We start from the raw sequence: 17,827 nt of genomic DNA, 5'->3' as shown, positions 1-17,827 counted from the left end.
TGCTCACGGTGGGCCGACTTCGCAGGCCAGCACCAGTGCCCAGAACTCCGAGAAGTCATTGACCACCACGTCGGGTTTGTCCGGGTGCTTGTGGGTGCCGGGAAAAATACGATTCAACCAGGGCAGGTCCCATTGCGCGCCGTTGAAGAACACCGCCGTCATACCGGCGCGCTTGGCGGCAATCACATCGGTGGTGCTGTCACCCACGTACCAGACACTGGGGTCCGGGGGATAATCCAGTTTCTGTACCGCAAGATATAGCTGGTCCGGGTGGGGTTTTCTCAGGGGCACATCATCACCACAGACATCCACATCGAACAGATGGGTCCAGCCGATATCGTCCACCGCAGCGAGCTCGTGCTCGAAGAACTCACGGTCGCGATTGGTGATGACACCCACCTGGATACCCATGCGGCGCAAACCTTCAAGCACCGCCCGCACTTTGGGCTCGAACGCCTTGACCGTGCCGTAGTGTTCCCGGTAGTGGCGATTGAACACCTTGTGGGCAACCTGTTTCGCCTCCTGGTCTTCACCGAACAGAACCTCAAAAATGTCCGTGCGTGAAATCTTGCGATCCGCTCGGACTTTAGGGTGCAGCCTGGCAAATTCACGAACATAAGCCACCAGGCGGGCGTCCTCCGGGGTCTTGCTGTCCTCCGGCGCCAGCATGCGATCGACCAGGCCCAGTTCCTCAAACTCCGGAAACATGTCATCCACCGCGTGGTACATGGCATCCAGCGTGTCCACCAGTGTCGCATGCCAGTCGAATAACACCACCGAAGGACGAATCAGGCTGACTACCGCCGGGTGCCAGTCAGGCTCAATACGGGGCTTTGGTGGCTCCGGGCGGGGATAGGGGCGTGGCCGGACTTCCGCGGGGGTTGCCCGGAAAGCCTCGGGCTCCTGCCGTTCCAGCAGCGCCAGCAGGTTGATCAGATCCTCAAAGCTGTCCAGGATCGCCGCCGGGGCATCACGACGGCTGAACCAGCTGTCAATTCGCTCCATCTCCCAGCAGGCACCGTTATAAAACACACCGGAAACACCGGCGCGGTTGGCTGTGAGCATGTCCACATAACTGTCGCCCACGTACCAGGCGCGCCCGTCTGCGGGTAGATCCAGCTTCTCCAGGGCGCGGACGATCACTTCCGGATCAGGCTTGTACTCGGTAACGTCGTCGGCGCAGACCGTGACATCAAAGAGATTCTGCCACCGCCCCTCGTCCACGGTTTTCAGCTCCCTGTCCAGGAACTCACGGTTGCGATTGGTGGATACCGCCAGCTGGATGCCCATCGCTTTCAGGGCCGTGAGATATTCGTAGGCGCCCTGCTGGAAGGGCTTCACCTTGCCAAAATACTTGCGGTAGCAGTTGTTGTAGGCCTCATGGGCGATCAGCCTGGCTTGTTTATCATCACCGAAGATGGCGTTGAAGATATCGGTGCGGGAAACGCGGCGCTCCGCCAGGATACGCGGATGTAACCGCCGGAAAATCCGGATGTAGCGCACCAGGCGGGCATCGTCAGCAGTGCGGCATTTATCCTCCGGCAACAGCCGGTCCACCAGCCCCAGATCCTCCAGTTGCGGCAGCATATCCTCCATGGCACTGAACATGGCATCGTGGGTGTCCACCAGGGTGCCGTGCCAGTCGAACAAAAGCACCGATGGTGCCGGCAACCCATCACTGAATCGGGCCATCAACAATCCCTCATGGCATGGAAAACGTAAAGGTATTCACACCCAGTAAAAACTATTTGGACCAGATGCACAAAAAACCTCACCTGCCTGAAAAAACCTGCCCGGTCTGTGAGTGCCCCTTTGCCTGGCGCAAGAAGTGGGCAAGGGACTGGCCTAACGTCCGCTACTGCAGCGAGCGCTGCCGCCGCGCCGGGAGGCCGGCCCGATGACCACCGTCGTCTGGTTCAAGCGGGACCTGAGAACACGTGATCACGAGCCACTGGCAGCCGCCGCCAGGCTTGGCGAAGCGGTGATCCCACTGTACGTCGTTGAGGATGATTACTGGCAGCTTCCGGATACCGGCGAAAGGCAGTGGGCGTTCATCCAGGAGTCGCTGCAGGATCTTGACCGGCAACTGCGACAGGCCGGAAATCGGCTGGTCGTCCGCAGGGGTTCGGTTACCGCGGTCCTTCGGCAACTGAAAGCCCACCATAATCTGACAAGAGTATTCTGTCACCAGGAAACCGGCGGTCACTGGACCTTTGAGCGGGACCGCTCGGTGATCGGATGGTGCAGTGAAAACAATGTGGAATACCGGGAATGGAACCAGTTCGGGGTGGTCCGTCGCCTCGCGGACCGGGATGTCTGGGACAGGGCATGGGCGAACCTGATGGGCCGGCCGGTCCTGGGCTCTCCGGCGTCCGTTCCCGCTTCTGACCTGACTTGGACAGCCCAACCCGATGAGGTAACCCCGGCGTTTACCGAGAGGGACCTATGCCCTGACCGGCAGACCGGAGGCAGCACCCGCGGGGACAGACTGCTGGCATCGTTTCTGGAGCAGCGCTGCATCGGTTACCAGTACAATATTTCCAGCCCGCTGACCGCCGTGAGGGCATGCTCGCGTCTGAGCCCCCATGTTGCCTATGGCACTGTCAGCCTGCGGGAGATCTATCAATGGTCGAAGACCACCGGAGACCATCGCAACACCCTGCCCCGAAAGAAAAAAAGCCTGACCAGTTTCCGCTCGCGGTTACACTGGCATTGTCACTTTATCCAGAAACTGGAAGACGAACCGGAACTGGAATTCCGTGCAATGCACCGCGAGCTGGAAGGCCTCAAATCCTCCCCCAACGATTCCGAGCGACTGCAACGCTGGCAGGAGGGCCAGACCGGCTGGCCGTTGGTGGATGCCTGCATGCGCGCCCTGCACCACACCGGCTGGATCAATTTCCGCATGCGGGCGATGCTGATGGCAGTGGCCAGCTACCAGTTGTGGCTGCACTGGCGAGAGCCGGCATTGCACCTGGCCCGCCAGTTCACCGATTTCGAACCCGGCATCCACTATCCCCAGGCCCAGATGCAGTCCGGCCTGACGGGCATCAACGCCCTGCGCATTTACAATCCGGTGCTGCAGAGCCGCAAGCTGGACCCGGATGGGGCATTTATCCGCCGCTGGATTCCGGAACTGGCCGGCGTACCCGCAGAGATGATCCATACGCCCTGGTTGATGACACCGGCCCAGAAGGGGCGCTTCGGCGGTAACACTTACATCGCTCCGGTGTGCGACCACGAACAGGCGGCCCGGGCCGCTCGCAAGGCGCTGGGCGATTTTCGCACGCAGCATGTCAGCCAGGAAGAAACCGCCCGCGTGCTGGAGCGCCATGGCAGTCGCAAGGGACCTGTACAGAAGCGACCTTCGCTGCCCCGAAAACCCACAAAAGCGGCCCGGGATGCCGAAAACGGCCAGCTATCGCTGTTTGACTAGCCGGCTTGCAACCAGGGCCAGCAGGGCAAGAGCAACGGCGATCAGCATTGGCCATGCCAGTGCCCACACCTGGTACGCTGCCGGCAACCACACCGGTGGCTTGACCAGCCCTTCAACATTCCAGGGCATCCACCAGAAGGCGACAAGGCTCACGACCACCGCCGCCAGCCACCCTGCCGCCAGCATCGGCGGGTTGCGGCCGCTTTCGAGGTTGCCAGTGAGTGTCCACAGATACCGCAATACCAGCAACAGGGTGGCCACCGCCCCGGCAGTCATTAGCGGGGACAGGTAACCGGCCAGGGCAAACTCCAGCTGTTCTTCCAGAAGGCTTTCTTTCATGGCCAGTTTGGCAAGCGCTCCGCTGGTGAACGGCAACCCGGCCAGCGACAGGCCCGGCACGGTAATCAACAGCCAGACAGCGGCCCGGCGAGCTGCTCCTGCCGGCAGCGACACCCCCGCAGACAGGAACAGGCTGCCCTTGGCAAGACCATGATGAAGCGCGTACAGGGCAATGATGGAGAGCAGGACCGGTGCGCGCCCGTGGTCTGCCAGAGCGGCACCCACCATCAACACTATCAGCCCCATCTGGCTGACACTGGAATAGGCCAGTACCGCCTTTGGCCGCCGCTGGCACACGCCCAGTACCGCGGCACCGATTGAGCCCAGGGCCCCGGCCACAATCATTACCGCACCCCACCCCGGCAGGGCGGTTTCACCAAATGGCAGCGTCACCAGCCACCCCAGCAACCCGGCCTTGATCATCGCACCACTGAGAACGGCACTGGCGGGTGTGGGTGCCACCGGATGCGCCAGTGGCAGCCAGAAATGCAGTAACGGCAAACCGGCTTTAACACCGAAACCGGCTATTAACAGCCCGATGATCAGATCCCTGCGGGACGAGCCGGCAATGGCTTGCGGTAAGTCCGTCAGCAGCTGACTGTCCGCGGCCGCAGAGGCCAACAGCAATCCCGCAAGAATGGCCATTTCCCCCAACACCGCCATCACCAGATAAACCCGCCCGGCGTAGCTCGCCTCGCCTGTGCCTTCGTGCACCACCAGGCCATAGCCGGCGAAGGTCATTAACGCGAAGAAGCTGTAGAAGCTGCCAATATCCACGGCCACCGTCAGGCCCAGATTTCCCGCCAGGGTCAGCCCCCAGAACACACAGAACCGCCGCAGATGGTGAGCCGCCAGATAGCCCACCGCGTAGATGCCCGCGACCGTCCACAGCAACGCCGTCAGCAGCAGGAACAGCCGGCGCAGTTCATCCATCGCCCACAGCCCGCCGTTGAGCAGCCATGGCAGCTCCAGTTGCCAGCCAGGATCGGTAGCAACCGCCAGCATCAGTGCTGGCACAGGCAACAGCGGCAGCGCGAAACGCATTGCCCTCTGCCAGGCCGAACGCAGAGCCATTGCCGGATACAGCAATGGCACGCCCACCGCCAGCAGCACCAGAACCGGCTCGGCGGACATCATGACGAATACTCCCGCAGCACAATCAGCTCAGCCCACGACAGTGGGCTGAACGGCAACGAGGCCAGAACACCGACCATCACTGTCATTACGGCGGTCAGCAACGGCGGCCAGAACAGCCAGGCACTGGTTTCCAGACGTCCCCAGCGGCGTTCATGGGGCCAGCCTGCTGCCGGCTCGCGGAACCAGAGCCGATGCAGGACTGGCAGAAAATAGGCAGCATTGAGCAGGCTGCTTGCCACCAGCACGGCGATCACCCAATCCATATTGGCAGCCAATGCTCCGCTGCCCATGGTCCATTTGGTGATAAAACCCGCCAGCGGCGGCGCACCAATCATGCCGAAGGCACCAATAGTAAAGGCCAGGGAGGTGCCGGGCATGCGTCGCCCGGCACCATCCATTTCATCAATGCGGTGAATACCCAGGGTTTCCGCGTAATTGCCGGCACAGAAAAACAGGGTGATCTTCATGATGCCCTGGTGTAGCAGATGCACCAGCCCGCCGACGGCTGCGACCGGCCCAAACAGGGAAATTCCGAGAATGATGTAGGACACCTGGCTTACCGTGGAGAATGCCAGCCTGCGCTTCAGATCACGCTGCCACAGGGCCCGAACGGACGCATAAAGAATGGTGAAGGCCGCCAGCCAGGCCAGCGGTGCCAGCAGCCCCAACGCGGCTGAAGCCTCAACACCATAGATATCGTGAACCACCCGCACAATGCCAAAGGCGCCGGCCTTCACCACTGCCACGGCATGAAGCAGGGCGCTGACCGGGGCCGGCGCCACCATCGCCTGGGGCAGCCAGCCATGGAGGGGGAATATTGCCGCTTTTACCCCCAGCCCGGCCACCAGCAAAATAAAAATCAGGATCAGCGAACCCTGAATGTCGGGATCGGCATCGGTGAAATGGCCACCCTCACGGAATGGCAGATCGCCCGCCACCCCGTGCAGCCAGGCAATCGCCAGCAGCAGCACGGCGCCTCCGGTCAGCGTGTAGATCACGTAGGTTCGCCCCGCTTTCAGGGCTTTTTCGGTACCCCGGTGCACCACCAGCGGATAGGTGGACAGCGTCAGCATTTCGTAGAACAGGAAGAAAGTGAACAGGTTGCCTGCCAGGGCAATGCCCATGGTGCTGGCCACGCACAGGCTGAAAAACCCGAAAAAGCGGCTGCGGTTGGGGGAATCCTCAAGATACCCGACGGCGTAGATGGTGGTCAGCAGCCAGAGCACCGAGGACAGCCCCGCAAACATCAATGAGAAGGCATCGGCTCTGAGCACAAACGTTACACCCGGCACCATGGTAAAGCTCAACCCATAGTCCACGCCGCGGAACACGCCCCAGACCATCACCACCACCAACGCCAGTTTCACCAGAGCGGCGCCCAGGTTCACTCCCGTCCGCAAGCGGTACCCCTTTTCCGGCAGGGCGAAGATGACCACCGAGGCAATCATTGATGTCATCAGGGCAAACAGCGGTATCCAGGCAGTCAACGTCATGGCGAGCCCTCCTCTTCGAACGGCAACGCCATTACCGAAAGCACTTCCGCGGACACCAGTCCAAGCCCGATGGCCATCAGCGCCAGAACCATCGGTATGACTTCCAGACTTCTGGGCGGATGGTAGAACTCATCCGTCTCCAAGCTTTCCAGAAATGATGCGCGGTAGATCCGGAACACATACGCCGCTGAAAGCAGACCGCCCGCGAGCAACACCAACAGCCACCACCACTGGCCACTGCCCAGGCTGGCCTGCAGCAGCAGCCACTTGGCGGCGAACCCGCCGGACGGGGGCAAGCTCATCAGCGACACCCCGGCGAGGCCGAAGGAAAACAGCGAAAACGGCAGAAAGCGGCTGACGCCAGTCAGCGCATCCACGCGGGCACTGCCGGTGGCAAGGATAAGGTTGCCGGCGGCAAGGAACATGGCAGCCTTGGCCAGAGCATGGCTGATCACCTGGAGGGTAACGCCTTGCTGGGCCTGCAAGGATACCGACTCAGATACCGAGTAGGTCAGCGGGAACAACAGAAACAGGTAACCGATCTGGGCCACCGAAGAATAGGCCACCACCTGTTTCAGCTCCAGCTGGCGGCATGCCAGCCAGCTGCCCCATACCACCGCCGCGCTTCCCAGCAGGCCGACCAGCTGGGCCGCTGCCAGGCTACCGAGGGGCTCGCCAAGCTCCAGCCATAACCTTGCGGCAATATAAAAAGAGGCCTTGACCACCAGTGCCGACAGCAACGCGCTGACCGGGGATTTGGCAATGCCATGGGCCGGCGGCAGCCAGCGATGCAGAGGAAACAGAGCCGTCTTCAGGGCCAGGCCAGTAACCATCAAGGCAAGCGCCAAGCCAGACCCTGCCGGCACAGCGTGTTCTTCCAGCCGAAAAACGACACCGGCAATGGACAGGGTCCCGAACTGCCCGTAGATCAACGCCACGCCAAGCAGATAGGCCAGGGAACCCAACAAGGCCGCCAGCAGATATCTGATCGACGCCCGCAGCGCCCCGGCTTTGCCTCCCAGCGCCACCAGGCCAACCGCAGAGAGGCTGATCAGCTCCAGCCCCACATAAAGATTGAACAAGTCCCCTCCCAGCCATACTGCGTTCAGCCCGGCCCAGAGAAACCAGAACAGGGGCCAGAAGTAACGGTGCCAGGGCTTGTCGGGATCGATGTAGACCCCGGCGTGAAGGCCACAGGCACTGGCCACCACGGCCGTGAGCAACACGAAGGTAACGGCAAGCCCGTCCACACGGAGTTCGATGCCCAGCGGTGCCTGCCAGCCCCCAAGGCCATAATAGAAGCCCCCGTCCCGGGAGACGATCAGCCATAGCCCGAGCGACACCAGAACCTGAACCACAATGCCGCCCCAGGTCACCAGACGACCCCAGGCGAAGTTCATCAGCAGGGTGAGCACCGCCCAGGCCAGCGGAGTGAACAGCAACCCTGCCATCAACCACAGCGTCATTCCGGACCACCCTCCCGGGAAGCGCGCTCGCCCTCAAGACTGGTCATTCCGGACAGATGGTAATAGCGTCTTATCAGCACCACGGCCAATGCAGTAGCGGCGATCGCCACCACAATACCGGTAAGCACCAGGGCCTGGGGCACCGGATCCGGCCCACCCTGATGCTGGGGCAGTCCGACCATCACCAGGAAAACGCCGGACCCCATGATATTGAAGGCCAGCAGCTTGCGGAGCAGATGCGACAACCACAACAGCCCGAACAGGCCGATGCCACACAGCATGGCGCCCGCCAACGAATAAAGCAGTGACGCTGTCATGACGACGAGCCCTCTTCGGGATCCTCGGCATCATTGACCGGAGCTGACACGAACAGCGCCAGCAGCACCATGGCAATGGACAGGGTCAGCACCGATTCGATAACCACGATCAGGGTTTTGGTCATTCCCGGCGGGTAGGCCAGAAAGGCCTCGCCCCCGATGGCACTGGCCACCGCCACCAGCAGAAATACCGTAAAACCCAGTGCCAGGCCCAATCGCAACAGCAGGCCCGGGCGGAGAAACGCCATGGGGCTGCCCCCAAGGCGCATCAATACACCGGTGGCAGCGAGCACCGCCCCAGCCTGAAATGCGCCACCCGGGCGATCGGCACCGGCCCACAACAGGTACCCCGCCAGTACCAGCATCAGCGGCACGAACCAGCGCTGCAACGCATAGAGCAACGAGTCCGAGGTGCACAATTGCGGGTCTTCCAAGGATGCGGTTTTTGCCATCGAGATACCGGCAATGCCGGCAATGACCAGCACACCGATCTCCAGCAGGGTGTCGTAACTGCGGAAATTCAGCAATACGGCGGTGACAGGGTGCTCCACGCCGCTGCGATCGAGATTTTCAGACAGCAGTTGCGCCAGGTCCACCGGGGCGGGGTTGCCGGAAATGGTCCAGATGCTGCTCGCCAGCACACCGGTGAAGGCAAGGCATACGCCAATAATAGCCAGCGCTCGCAAACTCCGGATCATTGTCGACCGTCTCCCTGCTGCTGCGCCCGGAGTCGTTTGCTGCCAAGGTGACTGACGGCATCCAGCAGCAGAACACCGGTAAGACCGGCACCGATCGCCGCCTCCGCAAGGGCAATATCGGGCGCATGCAAACGAACCCACGCCACCGCCATCAGCACGCCGAAAGCGATGAACACCACCACCGCCCGGAACAGGTCTCTGGAGCAGAGAGCCGCCACAGCGGTTACCACCAGCGCCACTACCAGCAACCCGTCCAGCAACCACTCAACCATTGCCACGCTTCCTCCCGGTACCGGTCTTATCTCCTGACCTGACCGCCCGCGCAACCAGGTGCGCCGAGGTGGCACTGGCTGCCAGTGCCAACAACCAGATCAGCACCACCTTAAGACCCGTTGCCAGTGATGAGGCCTGGGGCAACAGGGCGAGAGCAATAAACCCGAGCCCCAGATTATCAATCTTGGTGAGGGCATGGATGCGGCACAGAGTATCCGAAAACCGGAACAGGCCCAGGGTGCCCACGCCAAAGAACAGGCACCCCACCACCAGGAGCACAACCTGGACAACCAGTATGACCGAGTCAATCATGGCCGTTCTCTCTCAGGCCCCGTCGGGTGACAAAACCGACAACCGCAAGCACCGACAACAGCGCCAGAATCAGTGCCACATCCCGGAGTGAGGGCATACCCTGGGCTTCCGCCAATACCAGTAACAGGGCCACGCCCGTGGTTCCAAAAAGCTGGGAGGCCAGCATGCGGTCGGCGGGATGCGGCCCGCGCCAGATGCGCACAAACGCCACCAGCAGGTTACCCAGAAGAAACACGGCAACCGTATTCAGCGTCAGGGTCATGGCGTGGTCTCCCCTGCCCCCGCTGGTCTCAGGCCGAACACCCCGGCAATCTTCCGTTCGGCCGAACGGACGTCTGCGTCAATGGGCTGGTCCAGATCAAGGCAATGAAGCTCCAGGCTGGCACCCTGCAAACGCACACTCAGGGTGCCCGGCATCAATGACAGGGTATTGGCCAGCAGCCAGCGGGGGCCACCAGCCGGTAGGCTGGTTGTTACAGTAAGGTAGCCCGGATTGACCGGAACCGACGGGGACAGCAGTCGACGTCCCACATCCACGCCCGCCACCACCGACCGCAGCATGAAGAACCCGGCGAATCTCAAGGTTGCGAGCGGATGGAGAGCATAGCCGGAGGGTGAGTAAAGCTTGCAGGAGAGCAGGCCCACCAGCACAACAATCACCGCGCCGAACCCTAGCCCTGATGAATCGCCTTCGGTCATCACCCACCACACCAGGTAGAGGCCCGCGGTCCGCAGGCAGAAAGCTCCGAATAAGGCCATAAACACTCCCTTTCCGATCTTTAGAGAGACTACCACAGGCCAGACTCTTTAGCGGAGCAGCCAGCGGGCTCACCCGCTGACCCGACCAATCGTCAGTCCGGGTTGATATACCATGGCACCGACGCTCGCTCACTGCGCTCCAGCTCTGCAATAACCTGGGCGCCCAGCAGCAGAATAATGGAGCCTACCTCCAGGCTGATGAGCAGGACAATAATGGTTGCCAGGGACCCGTAGATCACATTCACGAATGAAATATTGAGAAAGTAGTACATCATGACCAGCCGTGTCGCCTCCCACAGGATGGCCGCTACCAGACCTCCGACCACGGCCCGACGCGGCGATATGTGCGAAATCGGCAAGACTTTGTAGATGGCGCTGAACATGAGAAAAACGCTGACAAAGCTGAGCAGGTACAGGATGAGACCCGGCTCTTCATAAAGGGTATTGATGACGGCAAACAGCAAGGTCAGAGTAAAAAGGCCGGCACCCAGTACCAGCATGAATGCGTAGGGAAGCACGGCTGACAGCCAGAAGCTGCGCCGGGGATTGTCCGGGCGATGAAAGATAATGGCGATCGAGTCCTCCAGCATCCGGAACGCAAAGGAGCTGAAAAACAGCAGTACCGGAATGCCCGCAATGCCGATGATGTCCCGTGATTCCATGAAAGCGCGCACCGCCTCCAGCCACACATCTGCGTGGGCGGGCGCAAAATGCTGGGCCTGGATCGCCATGACCTCCAGCAGCTGCTCTTCTTCCACCACCCGGGTCAGCAGAACCCCGAGCAGCGCCAGCAGGGGCACCGCAGACAGGAGAACGTTGTAACCAACTCCACCGGCCAGCAGAATACCCCGATTGCGCAAAAAATTGCCCAATACCCGGCGTGAAAAACACCAGAATCGCCGCGCGAATAGAACTGCGGAACCATCACTCTCCGTCATCTGGTCATGGTCCCCGCTCAGCGATCACGCCTGTCTCTATTCACTTTTCCCGTTGTCCCTGACCCTGATATCCAGCAGCGAATCAATGTCGCTGGCCTCAAGGGTTTCTTCCTCGAACAGGGTGTTGGCCAACCGCTCCAACTGGTCACGATTTTCCTCAAGCCGCTTGTTGACCTCTTTTTCGATACCGGTGATGAGCTTCCTGACCTCGTCATCAATCTTCTCGGCGGTCGCCTCGCTGTACTCACGCTCCCGGGAGATCTCATGACCCAGGAACACTTCCTCCTGGCTGGAGCTGACCGACATGGGGCCGATAACCTCACTCATACCCCAGCGGGACACCATCCGGCGGGCCAGTTTGGTGGCCTGCTCGATGTCATTTTCAGCCCCACTGCTGACTTCGTTGAAGATCAGCTGCTCGGACGCCCGTCCGCCCAGCATGACGGCAATCCGGTCCCGGGCATAGCTTGCGGTCATGTTCAGGCGGTCTTCATCCGGTGCCTGCTCGGTCAACCCGAGGGCCTGACCCCGGGGAATGATAGTGACTTTTTCGAGCGGGTCCGCCTTGGGGAACAGCAGCGCCGTCAGCGCATGCCCGGACTCATGGAAGGCAATCACCTTTTTCTCGTCATCACTGAGGTTCTGCTCCCGTTTGGCCCCCATCAGCACTTTATCCCGCGCCATGTCGAAGTGCCGCATACAAACCACCTTGCTGTCATCGCGGCCAGCGAACAGGGCAGCCTCATTGGCAAGGTTTTCCAGGTCGGCACCGGCAAACCCGACGGTCCTGCGTGCCACTGCAGCCAGGTCGACATCATCCCCCAGCGGCATGGCTTTTGTGTGAATGCCGAGTATCTTTTCACGGGCCTGCCTGTGGGGCCGGTCCAGGGTGACCTTGCGGTCAAATCGACCGGGGCGCAGCAGGGCCGGGTCCAGAACATCGGGCCGGTTGGTGGCGGCAATCACCACCACGGTCTCATGGGGAGAGAAACCGTCCATCTCCGAGAGTATCTGGTTCAGGGTCTGCTCACGCTCGTCGTGACCACCGCCAACGCCCGCGCCCCGGGAGCGGCCAATGGCATCGAGTTCATCGATGAAAATGATGGACGGGGATTCTTTGCGGGCTTCCTCAAACATGTTGCGCACGCGGGACGCCCCCACGCCCACAAACATCTCGATGAATTCGGAACCGGAAATGGAGAAAAACGGAACATCGGCCTCGCCGGCCACCGCCCTTGCCATCAGGGTTTTGCCGGTACCGGGCGGCCCCACCATCAGCACCCCCCGGGGAAGCTTGGCCCCCAGGCGCTGATAGAAGTCAGGGTTTTTCAGATAATCAACAATCTCGGTCAGGTCCTTCTTGGCATTGTCCGAACCGGCGATATCCTTGAAGGTTTTGCCGGGTTCATCCCGGGAAAAGCGCTTGGCTTTGGACTTGCCCATGCTGAACAGGCCGCCAGCCTGCTGGCTCCCCATCTGGCGCTGCATCCGCTGCCAGAAGAAAATAACCAGGCCAAGGATGATTAGCCAGGGCAGGAAGCTGACCAGCAGACGGGACAATATGTCCGGGCCCGATTCCTTGGCCGTGATAATGACGCCATTCTGCTCCAGCAGATCCACCACCTGGGTATCACCCACCTCCGGAATATAGGTGCGGAACATCTGCTGGCCAGACGGGTCTTCCGAACCGCCGGCATCTTCCATGGTTCCCGTTACCTGATGCCCTTCAATGGTGACTTCGGACACCTTTCCAGCGGTCACCCTTTCCTTGAACTCGTTGTAGCTCAACTCCTGGGAACCGGATTGCGATACCAGCTGAATGGCGTAGAAAACCAGAAACGCCAGCAACAGGGCATTCAGGACCCGGACCCACTGGGGTGGCTCATTCTGCTGTCCGGTCTCATTCATGGGGTCAAGGGGTTTGCGCTGACGCTGATCCTCTCGCTTCTGATCGTTTTGCGGATCGAATCGCTTGGCGTCATCAGACATCAAAAAATTCCTCAGTTATGAATACTCGTAATCATTGCCCGGATCAGCTTTTATCCGACCAACCCTCATCCGGCCTGAACCGGTCTCCGTGGTTATCTGCCAGGGTTGCCAGTGAGCTCCGGATATCGTCAAAGCCCCGCTTATGAGCGTAGTTCATGGGGCCACCACGGAAGGGGGCAAAACCGGTGCCGAAGATCATGGCGCCATCCACCAGGGCCTCGTCCCCGATTACGCCCTCTCTCAGGCAGGCCATGCAGGCATTCAGCATGGGTAACAGCAGCCGGTCGAGGGTATCATCCGGGGCGGCCTCGGTTTTGTCCTGCTTATCGGCCTTGCCTTTTTTCCACTGATACAAACCCTCCCCGGACTTCTTACCCAACTTGCCATCCTTGACCTTTTCCCGGAGCCAGTCCGGCGCCGGCGGCATGTCGGTGTCCAGGCGGTCACGAAGCATGTCTGCCACACTCAGGCAAATGTCCAGGCCAACCTGATCGGCCAGTTCGATCGGTCCCATGGGCATACCGAAGTCTTCCGCCACCCGGTCAATGCTTTCGGCGGCAACGCCTTCATCCAGCATGACCATGGCCTCCACAAGGTAGGGTGTCAGGGCCCGGTTTACCAGGAAGCCAGGCGCGGTTTCGACCGGCGCAGGCAACCGGTCAATCTGGCCAACAAAGGCACGGGCCCGGTCCAGCACTTTGCTGTCAGCCTTATCGTGGTTGACCACTTCAACCAGCGGCATCAGGGCCACCGGATTAAAAAAGTGCAGGCCAACCAGACGTTTCGGGTCCTTGAGTTTTTCACCCAGGGTTTCCAGGGGAATACTGGAGGTATTGGTGGCCAGGATGGCGCCATGCTTAAGTCTGGGCTCCACATCCTCATAGACCTTCTGCTTGATATCCACTTTCTCGGGCACCGCCTCGATCACCAGGTCGGCCTGTTCGACGCCACGATTGGCAAAATCCGGTGTCAGGCGATCCAGGATATCCCGGCGCTGGGCTTCAGACCGGTGTTTCTTTTCACACAGATCTGCCAGTTTTCCGACCGCTTGGGCCAGCTTGTCCGCCTCCATATCAAACAGGGTGACCCGCAACCCCTGGAAAGCACACCAACCGGCAATATCGGCCCCCATCTCACCGGCACCGACCACGTGCACATGCTCAACGGGTTCGGCCCCGGTGCGGGTCAGGCCTTTCATTTTTTCACGCAGGAAGAACACTTTGACCAGGTTACGGGAGGTGTCCGTCATCATCAGCTTGGCAAAGGAGGCGATTTCCTCCTTGCGCATGGATGGGCCGGACTCTCCACCGTACTGCTCCCACAGATCAATCAGCGCCTCGGGCGCAGGATAATGCTGGGGCGGCGCTTTTTTGGCCGCCTGCGAGCGCATCTGGCGGGTCTGCAACTGCCGCGCCGGTTTCGTGGAAAGCACCCGGCCACGCATGCCACTGCTGCTCTGCTCGACATCGCCGGTAACCGCCGCCTCGACAGCCGCGGCCACATGGCGCTCTTCCACCACCAGGTCGACCAGCCCCAGTTTGCTGGCCTTGACGTGGGGAAGGGTCTTGCCAGTCAGCATCATGGTCATGGCTTCAATCGGGTCCACCAGCTGGGTGAGACGCGCCGTACCGCCCAGGCCCGGGTGCAGGCCCAACTGGACTTCGGGGAAGCCCAACTTGGCGCCGGGGATGGCAAACCGGTAGTCGCAGGCCAGGGCCAGTTCCAGACCACCACCCAGGCAAGAGCCATGAATCACGGCAATGGTCGGAAAGGACAAGGCCTCAAACCGGTCAACCACCTCATGGGCCCGGCTAAGCTTGTCCACGACCTCCGACTCCGATCCGAGTTCGGAGAATTCGGTGATATCGGCTCCGAGGCAGAAGCCTGTGGGCTTGATGGATCGTAACACCAACCCTTTTGGCGGCTTGCTCTCAAGCGCCTCCACAATCTTGCCAAGCTCTTCAAGAACGCCGGCAGAAAGGACGTTGGCTGCGGCCTCTTTTTTATCAAAGATCAGCCAGGCAACGTCCTTTTCATCCCGGCCAAGGCGCCAGTGCTGCCAGTTTTCTGCCTGTTTTTCGGTATCTGCGTTCGCAAATGGGCCCCGGGCCATCTCACGGGCACTCAGGGCTTTCAGAATATGACCTGTCATTGTTGCCTCCTGCAATCTTATGGCTAAAGCGTGAATGCTGTGACCGGGTTTACACCGCCTCGATCAGCATGGCTCCGGACTGGCCGCCACCAATACACTCGGTAGCAATGCCCCGTTTGACGCCCTTGCGGTGCAGGGCATTCATCAGGTGGAGGACAATCCGGTTGCCGCTGGTGCCTACCGGGTGACCCATGGCCACGGCACCGCCATCGATATTCAGGCGCTCGGGGTCCAGCTTTCCCATGGGTTTGTCCAGCCCCAGGGCCACCTTGCAGAACTCCGGGTCGGCCCAGGCTTTCATGCAGGCCAGTACCTGGGCTGCAAACGCTTCGTTGATTTCCCACAGGTCAATATCATTCAGGCCGGCGTTGTGTCGTTTCAGCAACGCGGTGGAACTGAGTACCGGGCCAAGCCCCATGATCTTGGGGTCCAGAGCGGCCCACTCACTGTCGACCAGGACCGCTCGTGGCTTGAGCCCGTATTTCTTCACCGCCTCCTCGGATGCCAGTATCAGCCAGGAGGCCCCATCAGTGACCTGGGAACTGTTGCCGGGCGTCACCTGACCGAACGGTGGTTCAAAGGCAGCCTTGAGTTTGGCAAGAGCCTCGGCAGACGTGTCGGCACGCACTCCATCATCGTGTTTGAAAAGCTCCCCTTCCGGCGAAATGGCCGGCACAACCTCATCGTCCAGCCAGCCTTCCTCCTGGGCGCGGGCAAGACGCTGATGGCTGGATACGGCGTACTCATCCGCTTCCTGCCGGGAGATGTTGAACTGCTGGGCCAGTACTTCGGCGGTCTGGCCCATACTCAAACTGACAATGGGATCGGTCAGTCCCTTGGCCAGACTGATTTCCGGCTTGAGCTTCTTGGGGCTGAACTGGCCGAGCTGGCGAACATAATCCTGGGGGGAAGACGCTGCATTGAGTCCCGCCAGCCATTCCACGGCCTCTGTCTGCAGCACCATCGGGGCATGGCTGAGAGCGTCGGTGCCCCCCGCCAGGATCAAATCACTGTCACCATCACGAATGTATTTGTAAGCGGTATCAATGGACTGCATTCCGGAACCGCAGTTAATCTGCACCGTAAACGCGGGCATGGCTTCGCCCATCCCCAGGCGCAAAGCCGCAATCCGTGCCGGGTTCATCTCCGATGGCACCACGTTGACACAGCCAAGGATGACCTGGTCATAGGCGTCCACCGGTATCGGCTGGCGCAAGAGCAGAGGGCGCCCGCACTGGACAGCCAGATCAACCGGCGAGAACGGGCCCGGTCGCCCCCTGGCCTTGAGAAATGGGGTGCGCGCGCCATCAACCAGGTAAACCCGGCGCGATGAGGGTTTCTCCTGCGGGCTTGAGTTGTCGGTTTCGGTGTTCGGGTTGCTTGGTGTCATCGGGATCCCTCCGTAAGCTGATTACAAAATTCGGTAAATCCGGTGCTCTGCTGCCCAGTGTTCTACTACTGAGGTGGCCCCATTCCCGGGCGTTTCAAGGGTGGCCCTGGTAAGGCTCCCGAGTTGAAATCCTTCTTTTAATCTATAACTCTAGTACTTCTCACCAAAAAGGAGGATATCTATGTCTCGCCCACAGGATCTTTTCCCCACCCGTCTCGAGCGTAAACTGGGCATGTTTGAAAGGCTGGACCCGGTCGTGCACACACCGGAGGAACGGCTCTCGGACGGCCCGCTATCCGCCGAGAAAGTGCGCGAATTCGATGACAGAGGCTTTCTGTTCTTTGATTCGTTTTTTTCCAAGGATGAGATGGACGGCTTCATCAAGGAACTCAAGGATTACGAGGAAGACGAGGATCTCAAGCTGTCCGAAGGGACCATTCTTGAGCCGGGAAAGGAAGAAATCCGCTCCATTTTTGGCATTCATGAAATCTCGGACCGCTTTGACCGCCTGACCCGTGACCCGCACCTTCTGGACATCGTGCGCCAGCTGCTGGACAGCGAAGTGTATATTCATCAGTCACGGATCAATTACAAGCCCGGTTTCAAGGGCAAGGGCTTCAACTGGCACTCGGATTTCGAAACCTGGCACAGCGAGGACGGCATGCCGCGGATGCGCTGCCTGAGCTGCTCCATCGTGATGACCGACAACAACGAGTTCAACGGTCCGCTGATGCTGATTCCGGGTTCGCAGAAGTACTTTATTCCCTGTGTTGGCCGCACTCCGGAGAACAACTACAAGGAATCACTCAAAACCCAGAATCTGGGCGTTCCCGATGCCGCCAGTCTGACCAGGCTGATGGACGAGAACTCCATAGAGGCACCCAAAGGGCCGCCGGGATCCCTGATTATTTTTGAGTGCAACACACTGCATGGCTCCAACCTGAACATGTCGTGCTGGCCACGCAGTAACCTGTTCTTCGTGTACAACAGCGTTCATAACACGCTGGAAGAACCCTATTGCGGCAACAAGCCCCGGCCCGAGTTCCTGGCCAACCGGAAAAACTGGGAACCACTGAAGCCGGTATAACCGACGGCATGGGGTGTGGGGCTACTCCCCCCCCCCACCAA

The 17,827-nt window shown here is 60.4% G+C and carries 17 protein-coding genes; 3 read left to right on the top strand and 14 right to left on the bottom strand.

Translation table 11 applies throughout. From position 1 onward, the window contains the following. Positions 1 to 3: 3 nt before the first annotated feature. Positions 4 to 1,692 (bottom strand): HAD family hydrolase, encoded by a 1,689-nt coding sequence (locus DIT71_RS02690; RefSeq protein WP_114611650.1) that lies wholly within the window; start codon positions 1,690 to 1,692, stop codon positions 4 to 6. 65 nt (positions 1,693 to 1,757) lie between these two features. On the opposite strand from DIT71_RS02690, the gene DIT71_RS02685 reads away from it, so the two are divergent. Continuing rightward, complete coding sequence (locus tag DIT71_RS02685; RefSeq protein WP_114611788.1) at positions 1,758 to 1,901, top strand: DUF2256 domain-containing protein; 144 nt, start codon at positions 1,758 to 1,760, stop codon at positions 1,899 to 1,901. After that, positions 1,898 to 3,436: an FAD-binding domain-containing protein gene (locus tag DIT71_RS02680; protein WP_114611649.1), complete on the top strand. Its 1,539-nt coding sequence runs from the start codon at positions 1,898 to 1,900 to the stop codon at positions 3,434 to 3,436. The genes DIT71_RS02685 and DIT71_RS02680 overlap by 4 nt, the downstream gene beginning before the upstream one ends. Here the strand turns inward: DIT71_RS02680 and DIT71_RS02675 are convergent. From DIT71_RS02675 to DIT71_RS02615, 13 genes are all read right to left on the bottom strand, one after another. After that, positions 3,419 to 4,912, bottom strand: a complete 1,494-nt coding sequence (locus tag DIT71_RS02675; protein WP_114611648.1) for a complex I subunit 5 family protein — start codon at positions 4,910 to 4,912, stop codon at positions 3,419 to 3,421. The two genes, DIT71_RS02680 and DIT71_RS02675, sit on opposite strands and share 18 nt — an antisense overlap. After that, the gene (locus DIT71_RS02670; protein WP_114611647.1) at positions 4,909 to 6,405 is read right to left on the bottom strand and encodes a complex I subunit 5 family protein; all 1,497 of its coding nucleotides are present in this window, start codon (positions 6,403 to 6,405) and stop codon (positions 4,909 to 4,911) included. Before DIT71_RS02670 ends, DIT71_RS02675 begins: the two co-directional genes overlap by 4 nt. Then, on the bottom strand, positions 6,402 to 7,871 hold the full coding sequence (locus tag DIT71_RS02665) for a complex I subunit 5 family protein (RefSeq protein WP_114611646.1): 1,470 nt from the start codon (positions 7,869 to 7,871) through the stop codon (positions 6,402 to 6,404). Before DIT71_RS02665 ends, DIT71_RS02670 begins: the two co-directional genes overlap by 4 nt. Beyond that, the gene (locus DIT71_RS02660) at positions 7,868 to 8,188 is read right to left on the bottom strand and encodes an NADH-quinone oxidoreductase subunit K (RefSeq protein WP_114611645.1); all 321 of its coding nucleotides are present in this window, start codon (positions 8,186 to 8,188) and stop codon (positions 7,868 to 7,870) included. The genes DIT71_RS02665 and DIT71_RS02660 overlap by 4 nt, the downstream gene beginning before the upstream one ends. Continuing rightward, positions 8,185 to 8,886, bottom strand: a complete 702-nt coding sequence (locus DIT71_RS02655) for a Na(+)/H(+) antiporter subunit B (protein ID WP_114611644.1) — start codon at positions 8,884 to 8,886, stop codon at positions 8,185 to 8,187. The genes DIT71_RS02660 and DIT71_RS02655 overlap by 4 nt, the downstream gene beginning before the upstream one ends. After that, positions 8,883 to 9,158 (bottom strand): Na(+)/H(+) antiporter subunit B, encoded by a 276-nt coding sequence (locus DIT71_RS02650; RefSeq protein ID WP_114611643.1) that lies wholly within the window; start codon positions 9,156 to 9,158, stop codon positions 8,883 to 8,885. Before DIT71_RS02650 ends, DIT71_RS02655 begins: the two co-directional genes overlap by 4 nt. Beyond that, positions 9,151 to 9,471, bottom strand: coding sequence for a monovalent cation/H(+) antiporter subunit G (locus DIT71_RS02645; RefSeq protein ID WP_114611642.1), 321 nt, complete (start codon positions 9,469 to 9,471; stop codon positions 9,151 to 9,153). The genes DIT71_RS02650 and DIT71_RS02645 overlap by 8 nt, the downstream gene beginning before the upstream one ends. Further along, complete coding sequence (locus DIT71_RS02640; RefSeq protein ID WP_114611641.1) at positions 9,464 to 9,733, bottom strand: monovalent cation/H+ antiporter complex subunit F; 270 nt, start codon at positions 9,731 to 9,733, stop codon at positions 9,464 to 9,466. The genes DIT71_RS02645 and DIT71_RS02640 overlap by 8 nt, the downstream gene beginning before the upstream one ends. Then, positions 9,730 to 10,230, bottom strand: a complete 501-nt coding sequence (locus tag DIT71_RS02635; RefSeq protein ID WP_114611640.1) for a Na+/H+ antiporter subunit E — start codon at positions 10,228 to 10,230, stop codon at positions 9,730 to 9,732. The genes DIT71_RS02640 and DIT71_RS02635 overlap by 4 nt, the downstream gene beginning before the upstream one ends. 92 nt (positions 10,231 to 10,322) lie before the next feature. Continuing rightward, positions 10,323 to 11,168, bottom strand: coding sequence for a YihY/virulence factor BrkB family protein (locus DIT71_RS02630; protein WP_114611639.1), 846 nt, complete (start codon positions 11,166 to 11,168; stop codon positions 10,323 to 10,325). A 36-nt stretch (positions 11,169 to 11,204) separates the two neighbouring features. Further along, positions 11,205 to 13,157, bottom strand: a complete 1,953-nt coding sequence (gene ftsH, locus DIT71_RS02625; RefSeq protein ID WP_114611638.1) for an ATP-dependent zinc metalloprotease FtsH — start codon at positions 13,155 to 13,157, stop codon at positions 11,205 to 11,207. Between the two features lie 43 nt (positions 13,158 to 13,200). Continuing rightward, on the bottom strand, positions 13,201 to 15,309 hold the full coding sequence (locus DIT71_RS02620; RefSeq protein ID WP_114611637.1) for a 3-hydroxyacyl-CoA dehydrogenase NAD-binding domain-containing protein: 2,109 nt from the start codon (positions 15,307 to 15,309) through the stop codon (positions 13,201 to 13,203). Positions 15,310 to 15,358: 49 nt separating this feature from the next. Further along, positions 15,359 to 16,699, bottom strand: coding sequence for an acetyl-CoA C-acetyltransferase (locus DIT71_RS02615; protein ID WP_114611636.1), 1,341 nt, complete (start codon positions 16,697 to 16,699; stop codon positions 15,359 to 15,361). 181 nt (positions 16,700 to 16,880) lie between these two features. On the opposite strand from DIT71_RS02615, the gene thpD reads away from it, so the two are divergent. Beyond that, entirely contained in the window at positions 16,881 to 17,786 is a 906-nt protein-coding gene (thpD, locus tag DIT71_RS02610; protein WP_114611635.1) for an ectoine hydroxylase, read from the top strand. Positions 17,787 to 17,827: the final 41 nt, after the last annotated feature.

The organism is Marinobacter vulgaris, assembly GCF_003344045.1.
Taxonomy (GTDB): domain Bacteria; phylum Pseudomonadota; class Gammaproteobacteria; order Pseudomonadales; family Oleiphilaceae; genus Marinobacter; species Marinobacter vulgaris.
Note: the sequence above shows the minus strand (reverse complement) of the source record. Positions and strands in the feature narration are given on the sequence as shown.

Bases quoted from the DNA above. Each gene is read 5' to 3' on its own strand.
- DIT71_RS02670 (WP_114611647.1), bottom strand. From the start codon at position 6,405: ATGACGTTGACTGCCTGGATACCGCTGTTTGCCCTGATGACATCAATG.
- DIT71_RS02665 (WP_114611646.1), bottom strand. From the start codon at position 7,871: ATGACGCTGTGGTTGATGGCAGGGTTGCTGTTCACTCCGCTGGCCTGG.
- DIT71_RS02680 (WP_114611649.1), top strand. From the start codon at position 1,898: ATGACCACCGTCGTCTGGTTCAAGCGGGACCTGAGAACACGTGATCAC.
- DIT71_RS02650 (WP_114611643.1), bottom strand. From the start codon at position 9,158: ATGGTTGAGTGGTTGCTGGACGGGTTGCTGGTAGTGGCGCTGGTGGTA.
- DIT71_RS02640 (WP_114611641.1), bottom strand. From the start codon at position 9,733: ATGACCCTGACGCTGAATACGGTTGCCGTGTTTCTTCTGGGTAACCTG.
- thpD (WP_114611635.1), top strand. From the start codon at position 16,881: ATGTCTCGCCCACAGGATCTTTTCCCCACCCGTCTCGAGCGTAAACTG.
- DIT71_RS02635 (WP_114611640.1), bottom strand. From the start codon at position 10,230: ATGGCCTTATTCGGAGCTTTCTGCCTGCGGACCGCGGGCCTCTACCTG.
- ftsH (WP_114611638.1), bottom strand. From the start codon at position 13,157: ATGTCTGATGACGCCAAGCGATTCGATCCGCAAAACGATCAGAAGCGA.
- DIT71_RS02655 (WP_114611644.1), bottom strand. From the start codon at position 8,886: ATGATCCGGAGTTTGCGAGCGCTGGCTATTATTGGCGTATGCCTTGCC.
- DIT71_RS02615 (WP_114611636.1), bottom strand. From the start codon at position 16,699: ATGACACCAAGCAACCCGAACACCGAAACCGACAACTCAAGCCCGCAG.
- DIT71_RS02660 (WP_114611645.1), bottom strand. From the start codon at position 8,188: ATGACAGCGTCACTGCTTTATTCGTTGGCGGGCGCCATGCTGTGTGGC.
- DIT71_RS02690 (WP_114611650.1), bottom strand. From the start codon at position 1,692: ATGGCCCGATTCAGTGATGGGTTGCCGGCACCATCGGTGCTTTTGTTC.
- DIT71_RS02630 (WP_114611639.1), bottom strand. From the start codon at position 11,168: ATGACGGAGAGTGATGGTTCCGCAGTTCTATTCGCGCGGCGATTCTGG.
- DIT71_RS02675 (WP_114611648.1), bottom strand. From the start codon at position 4,912: ATGATGTCCGCCGAGCCGGTTCTGGTGCTGCTGGCGGTGGGCGTGCCA.
- DIT71_RS02645 (WP_114611642.1), bottom strand. From the start codon at position 9,471: ATGATTGACTCGGTCATACTGGTTGTCCAGGTTGTGCTCCTGGTGGTG.
- DIT71_RS02685 (WP_114611788.1), top strand. From the start codon at position 1,758: ATGCACAAAAAACCTCACCTGCCTGAAAAAACCTGCCCGGTCTGTGAG.
- DIT71_RS02620 (WP_114611637.1), bottom strand. From the start codon at position 15,309: ATGACAGGTCATATTCTGAAAGCCCTGAGTGCCCGTGAGATGGCCCGG.